Origin of the sequence: Pseudomonas sp. S31, assembly GCF_016648105.1 — a bacterium.
Taxonomy (GTDB): Bacteria; Pseudomonadota; Gammaproteobacteria; order Pseudomonadales; family Pseudomonadaceae; genus Aquipseudomonas.
Window position 1 is genome coordinate 67,769 of record NZ_JACVVE010000013.1, and the last position, 22,584, is coordinate 90,352.

A 22,584-nucleotide genomic window follows, 5' to 3' on the forward strand; every position below is an offset into this window, starting at 1 on the left:
CAATGACACTCCTTTTTAGATTTTCACGGTTTCATTGAAGAGCCTGGAGAGGTGCTTCGATATATCCTTGATCTTTTCCCATGGACTGATGACCCGCTCGAAAGAAACTACGAACCGCAGAACTTCCTGCTGGGTTGAAACATTGTTAGCCCTGCGCAGGGAATGATCGACGTAGGCCTCCAGCAAGATCCAGATATCTTCCAGGTTCTTGGCCGCCACGCCGACATCGACCAGACGGAATTGTATGTCGGCAATATGTTCACCAATGGCTTCGAACCCACCGACGTCTCCTGTAAGATCCTTGATATCAAGGTCCAGTCTCGCGCGTTGTTCGATCAATGCGTTTTTTTCACTTCTCACCGTCTCGGCCTGGGAGCCATACACCCCGCCGGTGATGAGCAGCCCGATTGGACCAAAAGCCAGCCCAGTAAAGGAATAGCCGACCAGCTTGTTGTATTGATCGAGCTTCTGCTGAATTTTCTTATCCAATTCAGCGACTGCTCGCTGCAAGGACAGCAATTTTTCGGGTATGGACTGAGCCTGAACCTGCAAAGACAGGGCATTGGCCATGGGCTTGAGGTTTTCACTGATGTCATCACCAAAGCGGTCGACCAGTTCCCTGACCTGCTGGGTACCACGGCGTTTTCCGTTGATGTCCTCGCGAATGACGGCGAGTTGGCTGTCTACCTTCTCCCGGAAGGTCTTGGCCTCTTCGGTCGTCAACGTGGAGTCGGCGAGTTCTTTGCTGACGACCTGCGAATCCCAGGAAGGCATCGACTTGAGTTCCGATACCAACTCAGCCCCCTCCAGTGTCAGCGTCTCGGCAAACACCTGCAAGTCTGAACCTAACTTCTTACAGGCATCTTCGATAGCATCCCAGGAGTTGACATGCGTGCGCAGGTTATCGAACAGCACATTGACGTCAGCGGTCTGTATACCCAATACCCCAAAGGCGAGATTGGCGTCTACTTCCTGACGGAGTGGCAACTGCCGAACGGCCCGCTCATAACGTTTGATCGTCTGCAGGTTGTCGGCACTGAATATAAACGCAGGGTCATCTTTTTTATGGTCGAAGATCTGAGCCGGCACCAACACGGCGCGTTGCTCCTCATCCAACTCTTCAAAAGTATAGGACTGCTGCGAGGGTTTATCAGCCGGCGGGAACAAGGCTAAATATTCTTTACTTTCACTTACCATGCAAGGCCTCCAATGAGTCGACACTGAACTACGTGAAGCACTCTAGGCTTGTCTGCGCGAATCCGAAGTCGGGGTAGTTACGGTACGCATGAAGAAAAATCACCTGCTCATGCCGGAGATTTGATTGAAGGAAGCATTTCCGTACGCCATTGCGGCACTGGTCCGATGGTTAGGCAGCACCGGCCGGTTTTGGCTAGAATAGCGCCCCGTTTCCCTGCACGAGTTCACCGTGAGCAAGCAACCCGACCGGCTTTTCGCCCAGCCCCTGGAACAGGTGCCCGACTTCGTCTTCAACGAGGACGTGGTGCGCGTGTTTCCGGACATGATCAAGCGCTCGGTGCCCGGTTACCCGACCATCGTGGAAAACCTCGGCGTGCTCGCCGCGCGCTTCGCCCAGCCGCACACCGCCCTGTACGACCTCGGCGCCTCGCTCGGCGCGGTCACCCAAGCACTGCGCCGCCACGTGCGCAACGAAGGCTGTGAGGTGATCGCGGTGGACAACTCGGCTGCCATGGTCGAGCGCTGCCGCCAATACCTGGCCGCCCAGGACTCGATGTTCCAAGAACTGTTGCCGGTGCAAGTGCTGGAGGCAGATATCCTCGCCCTGGCGCTGCAACCGGCCTCGGTGGTGGCGATGAATTTCACCCTGCAGTTCATCGCCCCCGAGCAACGCCTGGCGCTGCTCGGCCGCATTCGGCAGGCCTTGCTCCCCGGCGGCGCGCTGATCCTCTCCGAAAAACTGCACTTCGCCGACCACGAAGAGCAGACCCTGCTCAACGAGCTGCACTTGGACTTCAAGCGGGCCAATGGCTACAGCGAACTGGAAATCGCCCAGAAGCGCAGCGCCATCGAGAACGTCATGAAGCCCGATACTCTGGAAACCCACAAGGAGCGTCTGCGTGCAGCCGGCTTCAGCAAAGTGGTGCCATGGTTCCAATGCCTCAACTTCGCCTCACTGATAGCCCTGCCATGATCGATCTGTCCCCCCTCGTCCGCCGTCTGGCGGGTACGCCCCTGGCTTCCTGGTCGCAAGGCCTGCAAGTCCAGCTCGAAACCAAGCTGAAAAAAGGCCACGGCGACCTCGATCGCTGGCGTGGCGCCCTCGAAGCCCTGCCCCGCCTGCAACCGAGCGACATCGACCTGGTCGACGGCCTGCGTCTGGACTGCGCCTGCGATGACGCCACCCGCGCGCAAATGCGCCAAGCGCTGATGGGCTTGTCGCCCTGGCGCAAGGGCCCGTTCGACTTGTTTGGCGTGCACGTCGACACCGAATGGCGCTCGGACTGGAAATGGTCGCGGATCAGCCCGCACCTGGACCTCAAGGGCAAACGCGTGCTCGATGTAGGCTGTGGCAATGGCTATTACCAGTGGCGCATGCTCGGCGCGGGTGCCGACATGGTCATCGGCGTCGACCCCAACTGGCTGTTCTTCTGTCAGTTCCAGGCGGTGCAGCACTATTTACCCGAGCTGCCAGCCTGGCACCTGCCCTTCGCCCTGGAGGAGCTGCCAGCCAACCTCGAAGGTTTCGACACGGTATTCTCGATGGGGGTGTTCTACCATCGCCGCTCACCGATTGAGCACCTGCTGGCGCTGAAGGACTGCCTGGTCAAGGGCGGGGAACTGGTGCTGGAAACCCTGGTGATCGAGGGTGACGAACAGCAAGTACTGGTGCCCGAAGACCGTTACGCGCAGATGCGCAACGTCTGGTACCTGCCGTCCGTTCCGGCGCTGGAACGCTGGTTGCGCCGCGCTGGCTTCAGCGACGTGCGTTGCGTCGACGTCAGCGTGACCAGTGTCGAGGAACAGCGCAGCACCGAATGGATGCGCTACCAGTCGCTGGGCGACTTCCTCGACCCCGACGACCACAGCAAGACCGTCGAAGGCCTGCCGGCACCGCGTCGCGCCACCCTGCTGGCGCGCAAGTAAGACTCTGTGTGTAGGAGCGGCCTTGCCGGGGCGCTCCTACAGATGGTGATACGCCTCAGCGCGAGGCCGCCACGATCAGCGCCTTCATCTCCGCCACAGCCGCCTTGAAGCCGACGAACAAGGCATGGGCCACCAGTGCATGGCCGATGTTCAGCTCGTTGATACCCTTGATCGCCGCCACCGCCTCGACGTTGTGGTAGTGCAGGCCATGACCGGCGTTGACGATCAGCCCCTGGCCGACGCCAAACGCTACGCCATCCTTGATGCGCTTGAGTTCCTCGGCCACCTCGGTCGGGGTTTCGGCATCAGCATAGCGCCCGGTGTGCAGCTCGATGGCCGGGGCACCGACACGGCGCGAGGCCTCGATCTGGCGTTCGTCGGCATCGATGAACAGCGACACCTCGGCACCGGTACGCGACAGGCGCTCGACCGCAGCCTTGATTCGGGCTTCCTGGCCCGCCACGTCCAGGCCACCTTCGGTGGTCAGCTCCTGGCGGGTTTCGGGAACCAGGCAGATGTGCGCCGGGCGGATCTTCTCGGCGAACGCCATCATCTCTTCGGTGACACCCATCTCGAAGTTCATGCGGGTCTGCAGCACGTCCTTGAGCAGCACCACGTCACGCTCCTGGATGTGCCGGCGGTCTTCGCGCAGATGCACGGTAATGCCGTCCGCGCCGGCCTCTTCGGCGTCCAGGGCGGCTTTGACCGGGTCTGGGTAACGCGTGCCGCGGGCCTGGCGCAGTGTCGCCACGTGGTCGATGTTGACGCCAAGAAGCATGCGGTTGCTGTGAGTCACGAAAGGCTCTCCTGATGGTTTAGCGCTACAGGATACGACGTGCTCAACGCTTGCGAAACAGTTCCCGGCTGACCAGTGGTTTTGGCCCCAGGTGCACCGCCAGTGCCTGGCGCATCAGGCGTTTGGCCGCGAGCAAGGCGCCGGGGGCGTCCCAGTCGGCCTGCGCCAGGGCCAGCAGCTCGGTGCCCTTGAACAAACCCGGCTGCACCAGCTCGACCCGCTCCAGGCCAGCGTCGACCCGCAGGCGATACAGGCCAGCGGCATCCACCGCAAGGCCATTGGCGTCGTGGTCCAGGGCGAAGGCATAGCCCAGCTCATCCAGCAGGCGCCATTCGAACGAGCGCAACAATGGCTCCAACGGCCGGCCAGCCGCCAGTGCCTGCAGCGTGAGGGTGTAGTGTTCGAACAATGCGGGGTGTGGCGCTTCGGCCGGCAGCAGGCGCATCAGCAGTTCGTTGAGATAAAGGCCACTGAACAGGGCGTCGCCATGCAGCCAGGCAGCGATACCCTGGGTATCCAGGCGGCCGACGTTCTTCAGCTCGCCGCGCCCGCGCAGCTCCACCTCCAGCGGCACGAACGGCCGTACCAGGCTGCCGCCCTTACCCCTGGCACGGCGCAACACCGCTCGCATCCGGCCCTGGGGGGTGAGGAAGTCGACCAGCGCGCTGGTTTCCTTGTAGGCACGGCTGTGCAGCACGTAGGCCGGCTGGGCGTCAGGTTGTTCCATGCACTGCCTCTAAGGCCTCATAGAACTGTAGGAGCGGGTTTACCCGCGAAGGCGTCGGTGGAGCCACCATCGCATTCGCGGGTAAACCCGCTCCTACAGAGCAACCTGAGGCTTCAGGTTGAATTACAGGTCACCGTAACCCAGCGAACGCAGGGCACGCTCGTCATCGGACCAGCCACCCTTGACCTTGACCCAGAGATTGAGCATGACCTTGGAATCGAACAGGACTTCCATGTCCTTGCGCGCCTCGGAGCCGATCCGCTTGATGCGCTCGCCCTTGTCGCCAATGATGATCTTCTTCTGGCCATCGCGCTCGACCAGGATCAGGGCATGGATATGCAGCACATGGCCCTGCTGCTTGAATTCCTCGATCTCCACGGTGATCTGGTACGGCAGCTCGGCACCGAGCTGACGCATGATCTTCTCGCGCACCAGTTCGGCAGCCAGGAAGCGGCTGCTACGGTCGGTGATCTGGTCTTCCGGGAAGAAATGCTCGTTCTCCGGCAGGTGCTTGGCGATTTGGGCCTCCAGCGCTTCGAGGTTATGCCCCTGTTGCGCGGAAATCGGCATCACTTCGGCGTTCGGCAATTGCTCTTGAAGCCACTGCAGGTGCGGGATCAGCTCGGCTTTCTCTTCCATGCGGTCGGTCTTGTTGACCGCGATGATCAGCGGGCCGGTCACGTACTGCACACGCTCGAGCACCAGTTGGTCCTCGTCGGTCCACTTGGTGCGGTCGACCACGAAGATCACCACGTCGACGTCCTTCAGGGCCGCCGAGGCGTTGCGGTTCATGTAGCGGTTCAGGGCCTTGTCGTTGGCCTTGTGCATGCCGGGGGTGTCGACGTAGATCGCCTGCACCTCACCCTCGGTCTTGATCCCGAGCATGTTGTGCCGGGTGGTCTGCGGCTTGCGCGAGGTGATCGCCAGCTTCTGCCCGAGGATGTGGTTGAGCAGCGTCGACTTGCCCACATTCGGGCGGCCGACGATGGCCACGTAGCCGCAGCGGGTCGGATTGCTATCAGTCATTGCCATTCTCCACGCCCAGGGCGATCAATGCGGCAGCGGCGGCGACCTGCTCGGCGATACGCCGACTCACGCCCTGGCCACGGCTCTTGTTGTTCAGCAGCACCACTTCGCATTCGACGAAGAAGGTGCGGCAGTGCGGTTCGCCCTGGATGTCCACCACCTCGTAGCGCGGCAGCTCGCAGCCACGCGATTGCAGGAACTCCTGCAGGCGCGTCTTCGGGTCCTTGTTGGTATCGACCAGGGTCAGGCCGTCGAACTCGTTGGCCAGCCAGTCGAGGATGCGCTCACGGGCAGTCTGCATGTCGGCGTCGAGATAGATGGCACCGATCAACGCCTCGAGGGCGTCGGCGAGGATCGACTCACGGCGGAACCCCCCGCTCTTGAGCTCGCCCGAGCCCAGCCGCAGGTATTCGCCGAGGTCGAAGCCGCGCGCCAGGCGGGCCAGGGTCTCGCCCTTGACCAGACGCGCACGCAGGCGCGACAGCTGGCCCTCGCGGGCCTGCGGGAAGCGCTCGAACAGCGCTTCGCCGGCCACGAAGTTGAGAATGGCGTCACCGAGGAATTCCAGACGCTCGTTGTTGCGCCCGGCATAACTGCGATGCGTCAGGGCCAGGAGCATCTGATCCTGGTTCTTGAAGGTATAACCGAGCTTGCGCTCAAGACGGGCAAGGGAAGCACTCATGCGGCCACCCGTGGGTTGTTCAACGCGTTGTTCAAATCAACATCCTGGAAGACTGTTTGGCTGTGGTCCACCGCAGCGGGCGGCGGATCTCCCGATCCCTGAGAACACAGCCTATGTCAGAAATGCATTCGGCGCTGTCTGCTGGACAGCGCCGTTGGGTATCAATGGATCAGGCCGACCCGCGACAGGTTGGGGAAGTGGCTGAGCTTGGGCTCTGGCCAGCTCATCCACACCGCGAAGGCCTTGCCGACGATGTTGCGGTCCGGAACCATGCCATGCAGCGCCTGGGGGATATTGGGATCGTCCCAGTAACGGCTGTCGTTGGAGTTGTCGCGGTTGTCGCCCATCATGAAGTAATGGCCGGCCGGCACGGTCCATTGCTGGTCCGGCGGCATGCGATAGCGGGTCATTTCCTTGCGAATCAGGTGCTCGGCCTCGCCCAGCTTCTCCTTGTACAGCTCGGCGCTGCCCAGGGTGCCCGGCTCGGCGCCTACCAGCTGCTCGGCAATCGGCTGGCCGTTGACGAACAACCGCTTGTCGCTGGTGTAGCGGATCTGGTCACCTGGCAGGCCGACCACACGCTTGATGTAGTTGACGTTCGGATCGCTGGGGTAGCGGAAGACCATCACATCGCCGCGTTGCGGGTCGCTCACCTCGATGACCTTCTTGTCGATCACAGGCAGGCGGATGCCATAGGAGAACTTGTTTACCAGGATGAAATCGCCCACTTCCAGGGTCGGCTTCATCGACCCCGAAGGAATCTGGAACGGTTCCACCAGGAACGAGCGCAGCACCAGCACGATGAACAGCACCGGAAAGAACGACTTGCCGTACTCGACCAGCAACGGCTCCTTGTTCAAGCGCTCGACCACGGCCATTTCTGGCTGGTTGACGCTGCCCTGGTAGTTGGCGACCGCTGCCCGCCGGCGCGGAGCCAGGAACAGCAGGTCGATCAAGCCCAACAGGCCGCAGACGGCAACGGCGATGACTAGCAACAGCGGGAAATTTAGCGACATAGGACCTAGCTATCCAACCTGAGCACGGCGAGGAAGGCTTCTTGTGGAATTTCCACGTTGCCCACCTGTTTCATGCGTTTCTTACCGGCCTTCTGCTTCTCCAGCAGCTTCTTCTTACGGCTGACGTCACCACCGTAGCACTTGGCCAGTACGTTCTTTCTGAGCGCCTTGACGGTTGTCCGCGCGATGATCTGGCCGCCGATGGCTGCCTGGATCGCCACATCGAACATCTGCCGAGGAATCAGTTCCTTCATCTTCTCGGTCAACGCACGGCCTTTGTAGGCCGCATTGTCGCGGTGCACGATCAATGCCAGGGCATCGACCTTGTCGCCGTTGATCAGCACGTCCAGCTTGACCAGGTTGGCCGACTGGTAGCGATCGAAATGATAGTCCAGCGAAGCGTAGCCGCGGCTGGTGGACTTGAGGCGGTCGAAGAAGTCCAGCACCACCTCGTTCATCGGCATGTCGTAGCGCACCTGCACCTGGCTGCCGAGGAACTGCATGTCGCGCTGCACGCCGCGTTTCTCGATGCACAGGGTGATGACGTTGCCGAGGTGTTCCTGGGGCACGAGGATGGTCGCGGTAACGATCGGCTCGCGGAAATCGGCCACTGCCGAGACGTCAGGCAGCTTCGACGGGTTGTCGACGACGATGGTTTCGCCGGTCTTGAGCTCGAGCTCGTAGATCACGCTTGGCGCGGTGGTGATCAGGTCCAGGTCGTATTCGCGCTCCAGGCGCTCCTGGATGATCTCCATGTGCAGCATGCCGAGGAAGCCGCAACGGAAGCCGAAGCCCAGGGCGTCGGAGCTTTCCGGCATGTACTGCAACGAGGAATCGTTGAGCGTGAGCTTCTGCAGGGCGTCGCGGAAATCCTCGAAATCGTCGGAGCTGACCGGGAACAGGCCGGCGTAGACCTGCGGCTGGATCTTCTTGAAGCCCGGCAGCACTTCGACCTCGGGGGTCGTGGACAGGGTCAGGGTGTCACCGACCGGTGCACCGTGGATGTCCTTGATGCTGGCGATGATGAAGCCCACTTCGCCGGCCTTGAGATCGGCGGTCTGGGTGTGCTTGGGCGTGAAGACACCGACGCTGTCGACCAGGTGCACCTTGCCGGTGGACTTGACCAGGATCTTGTCGCCCTTCTTGACGCGGCCATGACGCACGCGCACCAGGGACACGACGCCCAGGTAGTTGTCGAACCAGGAGTCGATGATCAACGCCTGCAGTGGCGCGTCGATCTCACCCTCGGGCGCCGGGATGGTATGCACCAGGCGCTCGAGCACCTCGTCGACGCCCATGCCGCTCTTGGCGCTGCAGGCCACGGCGTCGGTGGCGTCGATGCCGATGATCTTCTCGATTTCATCCTTGACGCGGTCCGGATCGGCCTGCGGCAGGTCCATCTTGTTCAACACTGGCATCACCTCGAGGCCTTGCTCGATGGCGGTGTAGCAGTTGGCGACCGATTGCGCCTCGACGCCCTGGCCGGCATCGACCACCAGCAGCGCACCTTCGCACGCCGCCAGCGAACGCGAGACTTCGTAGGTGAAGTCGACGTGGCCAGGGGTGTCGATGAAGTTCAGCTGGTAGGTCTTGCCGTCCTGCGCCTTGTAGTTGAGCGTGACGCTGTGGGCCTTGATGGTGATCCCGCGCTCACGCTCCAGATCCATGGAGTCGAGCACCTGGGCTTCCATTTCGCGCGCCGTCAGGCCACCGCACATCTGGATGAAACGGTCGGCCAGCGTCGACTTGCCATGGTCGATGTGGGCGATGATGGAGAAATTGCGGATATGACTCAAATCACTCACAGGTCAACACTCGAAAAGGCTGCGAGCCGGACGCCCGCCGAAAAATAGCCGGGAATTGTACCTCAAGCTTCAGGGATATGGGAGGTTCCTCGATCGGCAGTCTATGTGGGCTTAATCGCCGCAGGGATGAAACTTCATGAAAAAGGGCAGCCGAAGCTGCCCTTTCCTACCTCCATGCCAGCTTATTCAGCCAACTTGAAGGTGATGAAGCTTGCCCGCCCCTGGCGCAGGACGCGCATGGACACCGAACGGTTCTTCGGCAATTCCTTGGCGATCTCGGTGAACTGCTTGGCCGAGGCGATCGCCTGATTGTTCAGGTGGCTGATGACATCGCCCGGACGCAGGCCGATCAGCGCCGCCGGGCCGTCCTGGACTTCCTTGATGACCACGCCACCCTTGAGCTCGAGGGTCTTCTTCTGCTCGGCGGTGAGATCCGACACGGATACACCCAGGCGGTTGCTGCTGCGCTCGGCAGTGCCTTCCGGGCCGGTACCGCTACCGATGTCGGCATCGTCATCGGGCATGGCACCGACGGCAACGTCCAGGGTCTGGCGCTTGCCGTTGCGGATGATCTCCAGCTTGGCCTTCTCGCCATCCTTCAGGCTGCCGACCAGGTGCGGCAAGTCTGCCGACATGACGATCGGCTGGCCATTCATGCTCAGAATCACGTCACCCACCTGCAGGCCACCCTTGGCCGCCGGGCCGTTTTCCAGCACCTGGGCTACCAGGGCACCGGCCGGCTTGTCGAGACCGAAGGATTCAGCCAGGTCCTTGTTGACTTCCTGGATCACCACGCCCAGCCAGCCACGGCTGACCTTGCCGTCTTTCTTGAGCTGGTTGGAAACGTCCAGGGCCACGTCGATCGGGATGGCGAACGACAGGCCCATGAAACCGCCGGAGCGGGTGAAGATCTGCGAGTTGATACCGACCACTTCGCCCTTCATGTTGAACAGCGGGCCTCCGGAGTTGCCCGGGTTGATCGCCACGTCGGTCTGGATGAACGGCACGTAGGTTTCGTTCGGCAGGGTACGCCCCTTGGCACTGACGATACCTTTGGTCACCGAGTGATCGAAGCCGAACGGCGAACCGATCGCCAGCACCCACTCACCGACTTTGAGCTTTTCCGAGTCTCCCAGCTTCACGGTCGGCAGGTTCTTGCCGTCGACCTTGAGGAGGGCTACGTCGGTGCGCGGATCGGTACCGACCAGCTTGGCCTGCAGCTCGCTGCGGTCCGACAGGCGGACGATGATCTCGTCGGCATCGGCCACCACGTGGTTGTTGGTCAGCACATAGCCATCACTGGAGATGATGAAGCCCGAGCCCAGCGACTGGGCCTCACGCTGGCGGTCGCCACGCGGCGAACGGGGCTGCTGCGGGATGCTGCGCTCGAAGAACTCGCGGAACATCGGCGGCAGGCCTTCTAGGTCGGGCATCTGCCCACCCGCGAGGCGGTCCGGCAGTTTCTGTTTGGTACTGATGTTGACCACCGCCGGCGAAGCCTGCTCGACCAGGGTGGTGAAGTCCGGCAGGGCTTCTTCGGCCTGGGCAGCAAGCGCCTGGCCGAGCATCAGCACGGCGGCGAACATCGATAGGTAGGATTTCAAGCGTGGTATTGACATACGGCTCCCGTCACAACGAGCGTAGTTAGCAGTTAAGCCCCTGCAAACGCAGGAAAGGCCAGACCCCGAGAAGCCTGACCTATAGAAAATTTGGCGAAGGATTGCAAATGACAATGCTTTAATTTCATTTCAGCCACGGTATTCCGGGGCTTGGCACGGCTGAAAAAAGGCGCACCGCTACTGGCGCGCCTGGCTATCCTGGGGCCGCATCGACAGCGCAACGCGCTCTGCCGTGCCCAGGGGTATCTCGCCCACCACGGTGACCATCACCTCGCCTTTCGGCGTGTTCAGGTGCCGCGACACTGCGGCGGTCGGGCCGAGTTGGGTACGGGTATCGGTGCCTGCATCGCCACTGATGGGTTCGAGGAACACCGAGAAGCGGGTCAGGCCATCGTCATACATCAGGCTGCTCACGGTACTGCCGCGCTCGCTGTCACGACGCACCGAGCTGTTGATCAGCTCGAACCCGGGTGGCAACCAGTCCGAACGCCAGCCCACCACCGCTTCGCCGGCAGGCTTGTCGCTGCGCTGCACCGGCTTGCAGGCCGCGCTGGCATGCAGGTCCTCGTCGCTGGGTACGTCATCGGTGTCCAGGCGGGTCATCTGGAAGCGCTCGAGCAGTTGCCCCTTGTCGTTGAGCATCAACGAGCGCAGCGGCAGGCCGGTCCCCCGGTCGAGGTGCAACTCGAAGCCGTAGCGATGCTGGTCGCGCGGGGTCAGGGTGACGATCACTGCATCGCGATCGGCCACCCGCGACTTGCCCGCCACGCTCAGGTCGTACCAGCTCATCAGCTTGAGAGGATCGAGCACACGCGGTGCCGAGTTCGACGGCGCTGCGCCGGCCAGATCGCTGGCCAGCGCCCCACTGACGCACTGCACCTTGCCGTCCACGCGCACGACTTCCTGGGCGGCACCATCGAGCTGCAGCAGCCGCTCGCTGATCTTGCCGTCCTGGACGCGATGCCAGATATCGTGGGAGGAAAAGCTGCCGTTACGTTCGTAGACGAAGGAGCCCTGGTAACTCTGTTTCTGCTCGGCCTGTGCCAGCTTGTTCAGCCATTCGTTCGCCTCGGGCGAAGAGTTGGCCGCCAACGCTGGCACCGTCATGCAGCTGCCTAGCAGCAGCGACAAGAGAGGTAGCGCGCGCATGGTCCTCCTTACTTAACGGTTTTCCAGGCTGGCGGCGCGTGCGTAGGGCAGTGCGGTTTCAGTGCCCTTGAGCGCGGATTCCTGGGCGTGCTGACGCAGGTAACCTGGCAGGCGCTGGTCCCAGCCAGCCTGGTTCTGCAGCACGCCGTTGGCCATCGGCCCGGTCGGTTGCTCACTGCTCTCACTATAGCCGGCCAACACGGCGGGGCCCTGAGTTTGTGGCATGCTCAGGCCCTGCTGGGCAGGCTGCTGGGCAGCGAGCTCGGCACCTGTGATCTCATCCTGGTTGTACATGCGTACACCCGCCAGCACGGCAACGGTCACCGAAGCGGCCACGGCCAGGCGGCCAATGCTGCGCCATGGGCCCTGCTTGGCCTTGGCCGGCGCGGCTTCGTCGGCCAGTGCGGCGGATACGGCCGAGGCGATATCCAGCTTGGGCAGCAGCAGTTCCTTGTGCATGGCTGCACGCGCGACCTGGTAACGCGACCAGGTGGCACGGGTTTCGGCATCGTCGGCGGCATTAAGCACCCGACGCAATTCCAGTTCGTCCGCTTCGTTATCCATTACCGCGGACAGCGATTCCTGCAAAGCTTCACGACTCATGGCGGTTCCTCTCTTGGCTGTCGCCGCTGTCTCAGGTTTCCTGCAACAAAGGTTGCAGGGCTTTGTCTATGGCCTCCCGAGCGCGGAAGATTCGAGAGCGCACGGTACCCACCGGACATTGCATGACACTGGCAATGTCTTCGTAACTCAACCCATCGAACTCACGCAGGGTCAACGCCGTGCGCAGGTCTTCGGGCAGTTGCTGGATGGTGCGATGGACGGTGCCTTCGATTTCATCCCGCAACAACGAGCGCTCTGGGGACTCGAGATCCTTGAGACCATGATCGCCGTCGTAAAACTCCGCATCCTCGGAGCTGACATCGCTGTCTGGCGGCCGTCTTCCACGGGACACCAGGTAGTTCTTCGCCGTGTTGATGGCGATGCGGTACAGCCAGGTATAAAACGCACTGTCACCGCGGAAATTGCCAAGCGCACGGTAGGCCTTGATAAAGGCTTCCTGCGCCACATCCTGGGCTTCGTGGGTGTCATGGACGAACCGCACGATCAACCCCAGAATCTTGTGCTGATACTTCAGCACCAACAGATCGAACGCTCGCCGATCACCGCGCTGAACGCGCTCGACCAGCTGCTGATCCTCTTCCTGGGTTAGCATGAACACTCCTCAATGAACCTGAAGGAGCGTTGCAACTGCCATCGTTCAGGCTTGCAAACATAGACTCGGGCTTTGCGCAAAAGTTCTCCCCTCCAAGCAAGTTTCCTGCGGCCCTTGGTCGGCTCGCACGAAAGACGCGGCGCGGTCAGGATCGCGGGCGTCGATAATCAGGTTTCGAATACGCGGGTGCCAGCCCGGGTAGAGCTGCTGCCCTGCGTCGCCGTGGCAATATGCCGGCATACGGGCAGCCTTCATAGGATTTCCGGGGCTATCGGAAAGTTCCCACGAAGATTGCCCTCGCTCGCAGGTGGCATGGAAATTGGCCACCGGGGGCTGCTATAAAGGCAACCCGGCCAGTATTCACGATAGTTTCACATTGCCATCGGCGCGTGACTATTGTGCCGCGCCCCTTCCGAAGATTACTAGTGTCCCGACATGAGCCAACAATTCCAACATGATGTCCTGGTGATCGGCAGCGGTGCCGCCGGCCTCAGCCTGGCACTGAACCTTCCCAGCCACTTGCGTATCGCGGTCCTGAGCAAGGGCGACCTGGCCAACGGCTCGACCTTCTGGGCCCAGGGCGGTGTCGCCGCGGTGCTCGACGACACCGACACCGTGCAATCCCACGTCGAGGACACCCTCAACGCCGGCGGCGGGTTGTGTGACGAACAGGCGGTGCGCTTCACCGTCGAGCACAGCCGCGAGGCGATCCAGTGGCTGATCGAGCAGGGCGTGCCGTTCACCCGCGACGACCGGCACAGCGTCGATGACGGCGGCTTCGAGTTCCACCTCACCCGCGAGGGCGGCCACAGCCACCGGCGTATCATCCATGCCGCCGACGCCACCGGCGCGGCGATCTTCACCACCCTGCTGGCCCAGGCCCGCAAACGCGCCAACATCGAACTGCTGGAACAGCGCGTGGCGGTCGACCTGATCACCGAGCGCCGCCTGGGGCTGCCGGGCGAACGCTGCCTGGGGGCCTATGTGCTGGACCGCAACACCGGCGAGGTGGACACCTTCGGTGCGCGCTTCACCGTGCTGGCCACCGGCGGTGCCGCCAAGGTCTACCTCTATACCAGCAACCCTGACGGTGCCTGCGGCGATGGCATCGCCATGGCCTGGCGCGCCGGTTGCCGGGTGGCCAACCTGGAATTCAACCAGTTCCACCCGACCTGCCTGTACCACCCGCAGGCCAAGAGCTTCCTGGTGACCGAAGCCTTGCGTGGCGAAGGTGCGTTGTTGCGCCTGCCCAACGGCGAGCGCTTCATGCCGCGCTTCGACCCACGGGAGGAACTGGCCCCGCGCGATATCGTCGCCCGCGCCATCGACCACGAGATGAAGCGCCTGGGCGTGGATTGCGTGTACCTGGACATCTCGCACAAGCCGGCCGACTTCATCAAGCAGCATTTCCCCACCGTCTACGAGCGCTGCCTGGGCTTTGGCATCGACATCACGCGCCAGCCGATCCCGGTGGTGCCTGCCGCGCACTACACCTGCGGCGGGGTGATGGTCGACGATCGCGGCCACACCGATGTCCCAGGGCTGTATGCCATTGGCGAAACCAGTTTCACCGGCCTGCACGGTGCCAACCGCATGGCCAGCAACTCGCTGCTCGAATGCTTCGTCTACGGCCGCGCGGCTGCCGCCGACATCCACGCCAACCTCGACCAGGTGCAGATGCCCAACGCCCTGCCCTGCTGGGATGCCAGCCAGGTCACCGACTCTGACGAGGACGTGATCATCGCGCACAATTGGGACGAGCTGCGGCGTTTCATGTGGGACTACGTCGGTATCGTGCGCACCAGCAAGCGCCTGCAGCGGGCCGAGCACCGCGTGCGCCTGCTGCTGGACGAAATCGACGAGTTCTACAGCAACTACAAGGTCAGCCGCGATCTGATCGAGTTGCGCAACCTGGCCCAGGTGGCGGAGCTGATGATTCGCTCGGCGATGCAGCGCAAGGAAAGCCGGGGCTTGCACTACACCCTGGATTATCCGGGAATGCTCGACGAGGCCAGGGATACCATTCTCTGCCCGGTGTGAAATCGGCGCCTGTCGCTTTCGCCAGCCCGCGGGCGCCTACAGGCCCCCAGGATTGCCGGCATTGTCCGCCCAGCGCCTGCGGCTGAACTTCAACCTCACCCGCAGGCGCCGATGCTGCTCCGCTGCCAAGGCATCCGCAGGCACGCACTGGCTCTCGGCAAACCAGCGCCCGGCGCGGACGTAGCGCACTACCACCAACCCTGGCAGGGCCACGCTGTCCCGGCACAAGCGCACCGGTTGCCAGCCCAGCGCCGGGCTGAATACCCACCAGCCACAGGCATCCCGGCGCAGTCCGGTGACGGCACGCGCATGCGTCAGCACGATACGTAGGGGAATGGCCCAGCAGGCATGGGCGATACAGGTGGCAACCAGCGCCAGGGACAGCCAGCCAGGCAATGCGCTGGCCCACAAGGTCAGCAGCGCCAGCGCCTGGCAGCTCAGGTAGGCCGTCAGCAGCAGGCGCGAGCCCCGCCAACGGCACTGGAAACAATCACTTGGGCTGGACACGGTCCAGGATGATACGGACCATGCGCTGCAGCTCCGGGTCTTCGGACTCGGTACGCTCCATGAACCAGCCGAACATGTCCTGATCCTCACAGCTCAACAGGCGCACGTAGAGCTCGCGGTCGGTCTCGTTCAGGCTCGGGTAGACTTCCTGGGTGAAAGGCACCAGCAGTACGTCCAGCTCCAGCATGCCGCGGCGGCTATGCCAGAAAAGCCGGTTGAGTTCAGTTTGTTCGACCATGGGGCCCTCCTCGAATAGGTCGCGCAGTATACCAAGCGGCGAACGCAGCGGCACAAGGCGTTGGTCTAGTCACCTACCTATTTTGTTACCAGCGTTCTATGATGGCCGCCAGTCTTAAGCCACCGCGATGAACCATGGCCGATTCCGCTTTCTACAGCCCCCTGTCCCACGAGGGTATCCTCGCCGTTCGCGGCTCGGACGCCGGCAAGTTCCTGCAGGGCCAGCTGACCTGCAACATCAACTACCTGAGCCCCGAACACGCCAGCCTCGGCGCCCGCTGCATGGTCAAGGGGCGCATGCAGTCGAGCTTCCGCATCCTGCCCGAGGGCAACGGCTACCTGCTGGCCATGGCCAGCGAGCTGCTCGAGGCGCAAATGGCCGACCTGAAGAAATATGCGGTGTTCTCCAAGGCCACGCTCACCGATGAAAGCGCTGCATGGGCGCGCTTCGGCCTGCAGGCGGGTGACGCTGCGCTGCAGGCCCTGGGCCTGCAGGTACCCGCAAGCGCCGGCGCCACGGTGCGTCGTGCCGGGCTGATCGCCATCGCCGTTTCGCCGGGCCGGGTCGAGCTGTGGGCCCCGGCCGAGCAGGCCGCCGCCGTACGTGAAAGCCTGGAGGCCGCATTGCCCGAGGCCAGCCTCAACGAATGGCTGCTGGGCCAGGTCCGTGCCGGCATCGGCCAAGTGATGGGGCCGACCCGCGAGCTGTTCATTCCGCAGATGATCAACCTGCAGGCAGTGGACGGCGTGAGCTTCAAGAAAGGCTGCTACACCGGCCAGGAAATCGTCGCCCGCATGCAGTACCTGGGCAAGCTCAAGCGCCGCCAGTACCGCCTGGCCCTGGAGCAGCGGGAGGTCCCCGCCCCAGGCACGGAAATCTTCTCGCCCACCCATGGATCCTCAGTCGGCGAAGTGGTGCTGGCTGCCAGTACCGGCGAGGGCTGCGAATTGCTTGCCGTACTCAGCGCCGAGGCCGTGGCCGACGACAACCTGCACCTGGGCAGCCTCGCTGGGCCACGCCTGGCTGTGTCGAGCCTGCCTTACGAACTGGATCGCGACCGGGAAATCCAGCGCTGACCCGCCTGCCCCGCTCCTGGCGCGGGGCTGCATCACCACTGCCGTAGAGAAGCCCATGAACAAGCTGGCCGAAATGGTCCAAGCGCAATTGCTCGACGCCATCAGCAACGACGACCTGGTCCTGCCCACCCTCCCGGAAGTTGCCCTGAGCATCCGTGATGCCGCCGAGGACAGCGAGATCAGCGTGGCCGCCCTGAGCAAGGTGATCGGCCGCGATGCAGCGCTCTCGGCACGCCTGATCAAGGTGGTCAACAGCCCCTTGCTGCGGGCGGCCGTTGAGGTCACCGACCTGCACACGGCGATCACCCGGCTGGGCATCAACTACAGCTGCAACCTGGCCATCGGCCTGGTGATCGAACAGATCTTCCATGCCCGCTCGCCTGCAGTGGAGCAAAAACTCCGGGACATCTGGGCGAACAGCCTGGAGGTGGCGGGCATCAGCTATGAACTGTGCCGCCGCTACACCCAGCTGAAACCGGACCAGGCGACCTTGGGCGGCCTGGTCAACCAGATCGGCGCGCTGCCGGTGCTGATCTATGCCGAAGAGCACAACGAACTGCTGTCCGACCCAGTCTGCCTGCATTACGTGATCGAGCAGATCCAGCCGGTGCTGGGCGACAAGATCCTCACGTCGTGGGAGTTCCCCGAGCAATTGGTCAACCTGCCGAGCCAGGTACAGGACCTGGACCGACGCACCGACAAGGTGGACTACATCGACGTCGTGCAGATCGCCCGCTGCATCAGCCAGCGCGGGCGCAGCCGGCCATTGGCGGCGCTGCCGGCCTACCGGCACCTGGGGCTGCCGTTCGGTACCGAGCTGGAGATCGGTGAGTTGCTCGAAGCCCGGAGCATGTTGCGCTAGAAGACAGTTTTTCTACTCGGCCGACCCATCAATCGGCAGAGAAACTCACCCGCACCTTCAACCCACCCTGCTCCCCATCATGCAGGCTGATCTGCGCCAGGTGCGCCCGACAGATCTCCCCGACGATCGCCAGGCCCAGGCCACTGCCCTGAGCACTGCGCCGATAGAACCGCTCGAACACCCGCGCCCGCTCCTCTTCGGGAATCCCTGGCCCGTCGTCCTCGACCTCGAGCACCGCCGGTGCCACCACCCGCAGGATCACGTTGCCCCCCACCGGCGTGTGCGCCAGGGCATTGTCCACCAGGTTGCTGAGCAGCTCGTTGAGCAGCGTCGGCTCACCCTTGAGCCACACCGGCTGCTCGGCCTCCAGCGCCAACGCCACGCCGCGCTTGTGCGCCAACGGCGCCATGGCCATGCCCAGCTCGCGGGCCAGCTGGCTGAGGTCCAGGCGTTGCGCGCCGCCTTCGGCAATCGCCCGGGCGCCATGCTCCACCCGCGCCAGCGAGAGCAACTGGTTGGCCAGGTGGGTCAGGCGGTCGGTGCCTTGCGCTGCGGCGTCCAGGGTCTGGCGCCACTGCTCGGGCTGCTCCGAGCGCAGCCCCAGCTCGACCCGCGCCTTGAGCGCCGCCAAGGGCGTACGCAACTCGTGGGCGGCATCGGCGATGAACTGCGCCTGGCGCTCGAACTGCTCACGCAGGCGCTCGGTGAAGTGGTTCAAGGCGCTGACCAACGGCCGCAGCTCACGCTGCACCGGTACCACCGGCAAGGGCCGCAGGTCGTCGGGCTGGCGCTCTTCCACCGCCGAGCGCAAGCGCTCCAGGGGCCGCAGGGCGCCGCTGACGGCGAACCAGACCATCAGCAGCGCGGCGAGCGCAAGCATCCCCAGGCGCAGCAAGGTATCGGCCGCCAGCCCGCGCGCCATGCGCTCTCGCGCTTCTTCTGTCTCGGCGACGCGGATCTCGGCCATGCCGTTCATGTTCGGCTCGCTCACCGCCCGCAACAGGCTCACCACCCGCACGTCCTGGCCCAGGTAGCTGGCGTTGTAGAAGCGTGCCAGCGCCGGGTAGGCATCGGTGCGTGGCGTGCCCGCGGGGGGTGGCGGCAGGTTCTCGTAGCCAGAGATCAGCTTATGGTTGATGTCCAGCACCTGGTAATAGATGCGCCCGGCACTGTCGTAGGCGAATGTGTCCAGGGCCACGTAGGGCACATCCGCGCTCAGGCTGCCGTCGCGCTGGGACAGGCCGGCGGCGATGGTCCGCGCCGAGGCCAGCAAGGTACGGTCGTACGCGGTATCGGCCGCTTCGCGGCCATTCCAGTAGGCGCTCAGGCCGCTGGCCAGCATCAGCACCACCAGCAGCAACGCCAGGTTGCCCAGCAGCCGCCAACGCAGGCTGCCGGCGTCACGCATCGCGATGCTCGAGCAGGTAGCCCAGGCCGCGGAAGGTGACGATGGCTACCGGCTGGCCGTCGAGCTTCTTGCGCAGGCGGTGAATGTAGATCTCGATGGCGTCGGGGCTGGCTTCCTCATCCAGGCCGAAGACCTGGGCAGCCAGTTGCTCCTTGCTCATCACCCGCCCGGGGCGGGCGATCAGGGCTTCGAGCACGCTCTGTTCGCGCAGGGTCAGGGTCAGGTTGTCCTCGCCCAGGCTGAAGCGCCGGGTGTCCAGGTCGTAGACCAGCGGCCCGCAGCGCTGCTGGCGCTCGCCACCGAGCACGCTGCGCCGCAACAACGCCTTGACCCGGGCCTCGAGTTCGGTCAGCTCGAAAGGCTTCGCCAGGTAGTCGTCTGCCCCCAGGTTCAGCCCATGCACGCGGTCCTTGACGTCGCTACGCGCGGTCAGCATCAACACCGGCACGGTCTTGCCACGGCCGCGCAGGCGCGCCAGCACCTCGAAGCCGTCCATGCGCGGCAGGCCGACATCCAGCACGGCCACGGCATAGTCTTCGCTGGCCAGGGCCAGGTCGGCGGCCACGCCGTCATGCAGTACATCCACGGTCAGGCCTTGGCTCTTGAGGGCCAGGGCCACGCTTTCGGCCAATTGCAGATGGTCTTCGACCAGCAGCACACGCATCGGATTCTCCCTGCTCGAGTGGGCGGTGGCGCGGAGTGTACCGCTGTCTCCGGCACTGTGAAGCCCCTTGTAACAATCCTTTCACGATGAAAGGTTGGTGAAAGGTTCGTTACCTAGCATCGCACCACGGTCGCACCATGCGCCGCAAAAAGCACCAGCAAGGTGCAACGAATAAGAACAAAAAAACGGAGTCATCCCGATGCTGTCATCGCAGCCTCAGGCGTTCGCGCCTCGCCGATCCCTGTCCGCACGCCCCTCTGCCCTCGCCAGCGCCTTTGCGCTTGCCGGCGCCGCCCCGATGAGCCAGGCCGCCTTCTTCGAAGACAGTACGGCCACCTTCGAAACCCGCAACATGTACTTCAATCGCGACTTTCGCGACGGCACCAGCGCGCAGCAATCCAAGCGCGACGAGTGGGCCCAGGGCTTCATGCTCAACTTCGAGTCCGGCTACACCGACGGTACCGTGGGCTTCGGCCTGGATGCGCTGGGCATGCTCGGCATCAAGCTCGACTCCAGCCCCGACCGCACCGACACCGGCCTGCTGCCCACCCATGACGACGGCAAGGCCGCCAACGAATACTCCAAGCTCGGCCTGACCGGCAAGGTGAAGGTGTCGCAGACCGAACTGAAGATCGGCACCCTGATTCCCGAACTGCCCACCCTGCAGCCCAACGATGGGCGCATCCTGCCGCAAACGTTCGAGGGTGGCCTGCTCACCTCCCGCGAGATCAAGGGCCTGACCTTCACCGGCGGGCGCCTGGACAAAGCCAAGGACCGCAACGACACCAACTGGGAAGACCTCGCCCTCAACAACAAGAACGGCCGCTTCGGCGGCACCTTCAGCGCCGACAACCTGGCCTTGGCCGGCCTGGACTACCAGTTCAACGATCGCCTCACCGGCAGCTACCACTTCGCCCAGCTCGACGACATCTATCGCCAGCACTTCATCGGCCTGGTCGCCAGTCAGCCATGGGGGCCGGGTACCTTCGGCGCCGACCTGCGCCTGGCGCTCAGCGACGACGCCGGCCAGGCCAAGGCTGGGCGCATCGACAACACCACCTTCAACGGCATGCTCAGCTACGCCCTGGGTGGCCACAAGGTCAGCGCTGCCTGGCAGCAGCTGTCTGGCGACAGCGCCTTCCCCTACGTCGATGGCGCCGACCCGTACCTGGTCAACTTCGTCCAGATCAACGACTTCGCCGGCGCCGACGAGCGCTCCTGGCAAGCGCGCTACGACTACAACTTCGCCGCCCTCGGTGTGCCCGGCCTGACCTTCATGACCCGCTACATCAGCGGCGACAACGTCAGCCGCGCCGCTGGCGGCGAGGGCAAGGAATGGGAACGCGATACCGAGCTCAAGTACGTGGTACAAAGCGGCCCGTTGAAAAACGTCGCCGTGCGCCTGCGCAACGCCACTTTCCGCTCCAACTTCGCCCGCGATGCCGACGAAGTCCGCCTGCTGGTGAGCTACAGCGTGGCCCTCTGGTAACACCCCATAACAACAACGCCCACGGAGATAGACGATGACCTTTTCACTGCGCCGCCTCGCCCTCGCCACCGGCTGCCTGCTGCTGGCCGGCTCGGCCTTCGCCGCCGAACCGAAACGCCCCGAATGCATCGCGCCGGCCTCGCCCGGCGGTGGCTTCGACCTGACCTGCAAGCTGGTGCAAAGCGCCCTGGTGCAGGAAAAGATCCTCAGCAAGCCGATGCGCGTCACCTACATGCCCGGCGGTGTCGGCGCGGTGGCGTACAACGCCGTGGTCGCCCAGCGCCCAGGCGATGCTGGCACCCTGGTGGCCTGGTCCAGTGGTTCGTTGCTGAACCTGGCCCAGGGCAAGTTCGGCCGTTTCGACGAGAACGCGGTGAAATGGCTGGCGGCGGTGGGCACCAGCTATGGCGCCATCGCGGTGAAAAGCGATTCGCCCTACAAGACCCTCGATGACCTGGTCGCGGCCCTGAAGAAGGACCCGAGCAAAGTGGTGATCGGCTCCGGCGGCACCGTCGGCAGCCAGGACTGGATGCAGACCGCGCTGATCGCCAAGGCCGCTGGCATCAACCCACGCGACCTGCGCTACGTGGCCCTGGAGGGTGGCGGCGAGATCGCCACCGCGCTGCTCGGCGGGCACATCCAGGTCGGCTCCACCGACATTTCCGACTCCATGCCGCATATCCAGAGCGGCAACATGCGCATTCTGGCAGTGTTCTCGGAAAACCGCCTGGACGAGCCCGAGATGAAGGACATCCCCACCGCCAAGGAACAGGGTTACGACATCGTCTGGCCGGTCGTACGCGGCTTCTACCTCGGGCCGAAGGTCAGCGACGAGGACTACGCCTGGTGGAAAGCCTCGTTCGACAAGATGCTGGCCTCGGAAGACTTCGCCAAGCTGCGTGACCAGCGCGAGCTGTTCCCGTTCGCCATGACCGGCGAGGAGCTGGACGTGTACGTGAAGAAGCAAGTGGCTGACTACAAGGCGCTGGCCAAGGAATTCGGGCTGATCCAATAACCCTGGAACCTACCATCAACCCTGTGGGAGCGGGCTTGCCCCGCGAAGAAGGCACCGCGGTGCGTGGCACCGGCTTTGCCGGTGTTCGCGGGGCAAGCCCGCTCCCACAGGGGAGTATGAAAACTG

The 22,584-nt window shown here is 63.5% G+C and carries 22 protein-coding genes; 7 read left to right on the top strand and 15 right to left on the bottom strand.

Annotated features, from left to right (window positions below; all coding sequences use genetic code 11):
• Nucleotides 1–15: 15 nt before the first annotated feature.
• The gene (locus IAE37_RS12090; RefSeq protein WP_201173809.1) at nucleotides 16–1,197 is read right to left on the bottom strand and encodes an alpha-xenorhabdolysin family binary toxin subunit A; all 1,182 of its coding nucleotides are present in this window, start codon (nucleotides 1,195–1,197) and stop codon (nucleotides 16–18) included.
• 229 nt (nucleotides 1,198–1,426) lie between these two features.
• Here IAE37_RS12090 and cmoA point away from each other — a divergent pair, with 229 nt between their 5' ends.
• Both cmoA and cmoB read left to right on the top strand, forming a co-directional pair.
• Nucleotides 1,427–2,170, top strand: coding sequence for a carboxy-S-adenosyl-L-methionine synthase CmoA (gene cmoA / locus IAE37_RS12095; RefSeq protein WP_201173810.1), 744 nt, complete (start codon nucleotides 1,427–1,429; stop codon nucleotides 2,168–2,170).
• Nucleotides 2,167–3,123, top strand: a complete 957-nt coding sequence (gene cmoB / locus IAE37_RS12100; RefSeq protein ID WP_201173812.1) for a tRNA 5-methoxyuridine(34)/uridine 5-oxyacetic acid(34) synthase CmoB — start codon at nucleotides 2,167–2,169, stop codon at nucleotides 3,121–3,123. The genes cmoA and cmoB overlap by 4 nt, the downstream gene beginning before the upstream one ends.
• 55 nt (nucleotides 3,124–3,178) lie before the next feature.
• Here the strand turns inward: cmoB and pdxJ are convergent, their stop codons facing one another.
• The 10 genes from pdxJ to rpoE form a co-directional block, all read right to left on the bottom strand.
• The gene (pdxJ, locus tag IAE37_RS12105) at nucleotides 3,179–3,901 is read right to left on the bottom strand and encodes a pyridoxine 5'-phosphate synthase (RefSeq protein ID WP_236409931.1); all 723 of its coding nucleotides are present in this window, start codon (nucleotides 3,899–3,901) and stop codon (nucleotides 3,179–3,181) included.
• A gap of 61 nt (nucleotides 3,902–3,962) precedes the next feature.
• A complete protein-coding gene (recO, locus tag IAE37_RS12110; protein WP_201173818.1) occupies nucleotides 3,963–4,646 on the bottom strand; it encodes a DNA repair protein RecO in 684 nt (227 codons plus the stop codon).
• Nucleotides 4,647–4,769: 123 nt separating this feature from the next.
• Entirely contained in the window at nucleotides 4,770–5,672 is a 903-nt protein-coding gene (gene era / locus IAE37_RS12115) for a GTPase Era (protein WP_201173821.1), read from the bottom strand.
• Nucleotides 5,665–6,354: a ribonuclease III gene (gene rnc / locus IAE37_RS12120; RefSeq protein ID WP_201173824.1), complete on the bottom strand. Its 690-nt coding sequence runs from the start codon at nucleotides 6,352–6,354 to the stop codon at nucleotides 5,665–5,667. Before rnc ends, era begins: the two co-directional genes overlap by 8 nt.
• A 161-nt stretch (nucleotides 6,355–6,515) precedes the next feature.
• Nucleotides 6,516–7,370, bottom strand: a complete 855-nt coding sequence (lepB, locus tag IAE37_RS12125; protein WP_201173825.1) for a signal peptidase I — start codon at nucleotides 7,368–7,370, stop codon at nucleotides 6,516–6,518.
• Between the two features lie 5 nt (nucleotides 7,371–7,375).
• Complete coding sequence (gene lepA / locus IAE37_RS12130; protein WP_201173826.1) at nucleotides 7,376–9,175, bottom strand: translation elongation factor 4; 1,800 nt, start codon at nucleotides 9,173–9,175, stop codon at nucleotides 7,376–7,378.
• A gap of 182 nt (nucleotides 9,176–9,357) precedes the next feature.
• On the bottom strand, nucleotides 9,358–10,761 hold the full coding sequence (locus IAE37_RS12135; RefSeq protein ID WP_442967809.1) for a DegQ family serine endoprotease: 1,404 nt from the start codon (nucleotides 10,759–10,761) through the stop codon (nucleotides 9,358–9,360).
• A 210-nt stretch (nucleotides 10,762–10,971) separates the two neighbouring features.
• Entirely contained in the window at nucleotides 10,972–11,943 is a 972-nt protein-coding gene (locus tag IAE37_RS12140; RefSeq protein ID WP_201173828.1) for a MucB/RseB C-terminal domain-containing protein, read from the bottom strand.
• Nucleotides 11,944–11,955: 12 nt separating this feature from the next.
• The gene (locus tag IAE37_RS12145; RefSeq protein ID WP_201173829.1) at nucleotides 11,956–12,546 is read right to left on the bottom strand and encodes an RseA family anti-sigma factor; all 591 of its coding nucleotides are present in this window, start codon (nucleotides 12,544–12,546) and stop codon (nucleotides 11,956–11,958) included.
• Between the two features lie 31 nt (nucleotides 12,547–12,577).
• The gene (rpoE, locus tag IAE37_RS12150; protein ID WP_003252049.1) at nucleotides 12,578–13,159 is read right to left on the bottom strand and encodes an RNA polymerase sigma factor RpoE; all 582 of its coding nucleotides are present in this window, start codon (nucleotides 13,157–13,159) and stop codon (nucleotides 12,578–12,580) included.
• A gap of 435 nt (nucleotides 13,160–13,594) precedes the next feature.
• Between rpoE and nadB the strand changes: the two genes are divergently transcribed.
• Nucleotides 13,595–15,199, top strand: coding sequence for an L-aspartate oxidase (nadB, locus tag IAE37_RS12155; RefSeq protein ID WP_201173830.1), 1,605 nt, complete (start codon nucleotides 13,595–13,597; stop codon nucleotides 15,197–15,199).
• A gap of 36 nt (nucleotides 15,200–15,235) precedes the next feature.
• On the opposite strand, the gene IAE37_RS12160 is transcribed toward nadB, so the two are convergent.
• Both IAE37_RS12160 and IAE37_RS12165 read right to left on the bottom strand, forming a co-directional pair.
• The gene (locus IAE37_RS12160; RefSeq protein ID WP_201173833.1) at nucleotides 15,236–15,706 is read right to left on the bottom strand and encodes a protein YgfX; all 471 of its coding nucleotides are present in this window, start codon (nucleotides 15,704–15,706) and stop codon (nucleotides 15,236–15,238) included.
• Nucleotides 15,690–15,944, bottom strand: a complete 255-nt coding sequence (locus IAE37_RS12165; protein WP_110742715.1) for an FAD assembly factor SdhE — start codon at nucleotides 15,942–15,944, stop codon at nucleotides 15,690–15,692. Before IAE37_RS12165 ends, IAE37_RS12160 begins: the two co-directional genes overlap by 17 nt.
• Nucleotides 15,945–16,078: 134 nt before the next feature.
• Here IAE37_RS12165 and ygfZ point away from each other — a divergent pair, with 134 nt between their 5' ends.
• A complete protein-coding gene (ygfZ, locus tag IAE37_RS12170) occupies nucleotides 16,079–17,020 on the top strand; it encodes a CAF17-like 4Fe-4S cluster assembly/insertion protein YgfZ (protein ID WP_201173834.1) in 942 nt (313 codons plus the stop codon).
• A 55-nt stretch (nucleotides 17,021–17,075) separates the two neighbouring features.
• Nucleotides 17,076–17,882: an HDOD domain-containing protein gene (locus IAE37_RS12175; RefSeq protein WP_201173836.1), complete on the top strand. Its 807-nt coding sequence runs from the start codon at nucleotides 17,076–17,078 to the stop codon at nucleotides 17,880–17,882.
• 28 nt (nucleotides 17,883–17,910) lie between these two features.
• Here the strand turns inward: IAE37_RS12175 and IAE37_RS12180 are convergent, their stop codons facing one another.
• Nucleotides 17,911–19,290: a sensor histidine kinase gene (locus tag IAE37_RS12180; protein WP_201173838.1), complete on the bottom strand. Its 1,380-nt coding sequence runs from the start codon at nucleotides 19,288–19,290 to the stop codon at nucleotides 17,911–17,913.
• Complete coding sequence (locus IAE37_RS12185; protein ID WP_201173840.1) at nucleotides 19,283–19,954, bottom strand: response regulator; 672 nt, start codon at nucleotides 19,952–19,954, stop codon at nucleotides 19,283–19,285. The genes IAE37_RS12180 and IAE37_RS12185 overlap by 8 nt, the downstream gene beginning before the upstream one ends.
• A gap of 199 nt (nucleotides 19,955–20,153) precedes the next feature.
• On the opposite strand from IAE37_RS12185, the gene IAE37_RS12190 reads away from it, so the two are divergent.
• Both IAE37_RS12190 and IAE37_RS12195 read left to right on the top strand, forming a co-directional pair.
• The gene (locus IAE37_RS12190) at nucleotides 20,154–21,443 is read left to right on the top strand and encodes an OprD family porin (protein ID WP_201173842.1); all 1,290 of its coding nucleotides are present in this window, start codon (nucleotides 20,154–20,156) and stop codon (nucleotides 21,441–21,443) included.
• A 34-nt stretch (nucleotides 21,444–21,477) separates the two neighbouring features.
• Nucleotides 21,478–22,458 (top strand): Bug family tripartite tricarboxylate transporter substrate binding protein, encoded by a 981-nt coding sequence (locus IAE37_RS12195; RefSeq protein ID WP_201173844.1) that lies wholly within the window; start codon nucleotides 21,478–21,480, stop codon nucleotides 22,456–22,458.
• The last annotated feature ends 126 nt before the right edge of the window (nucleotides 22,459–22,584 follow it).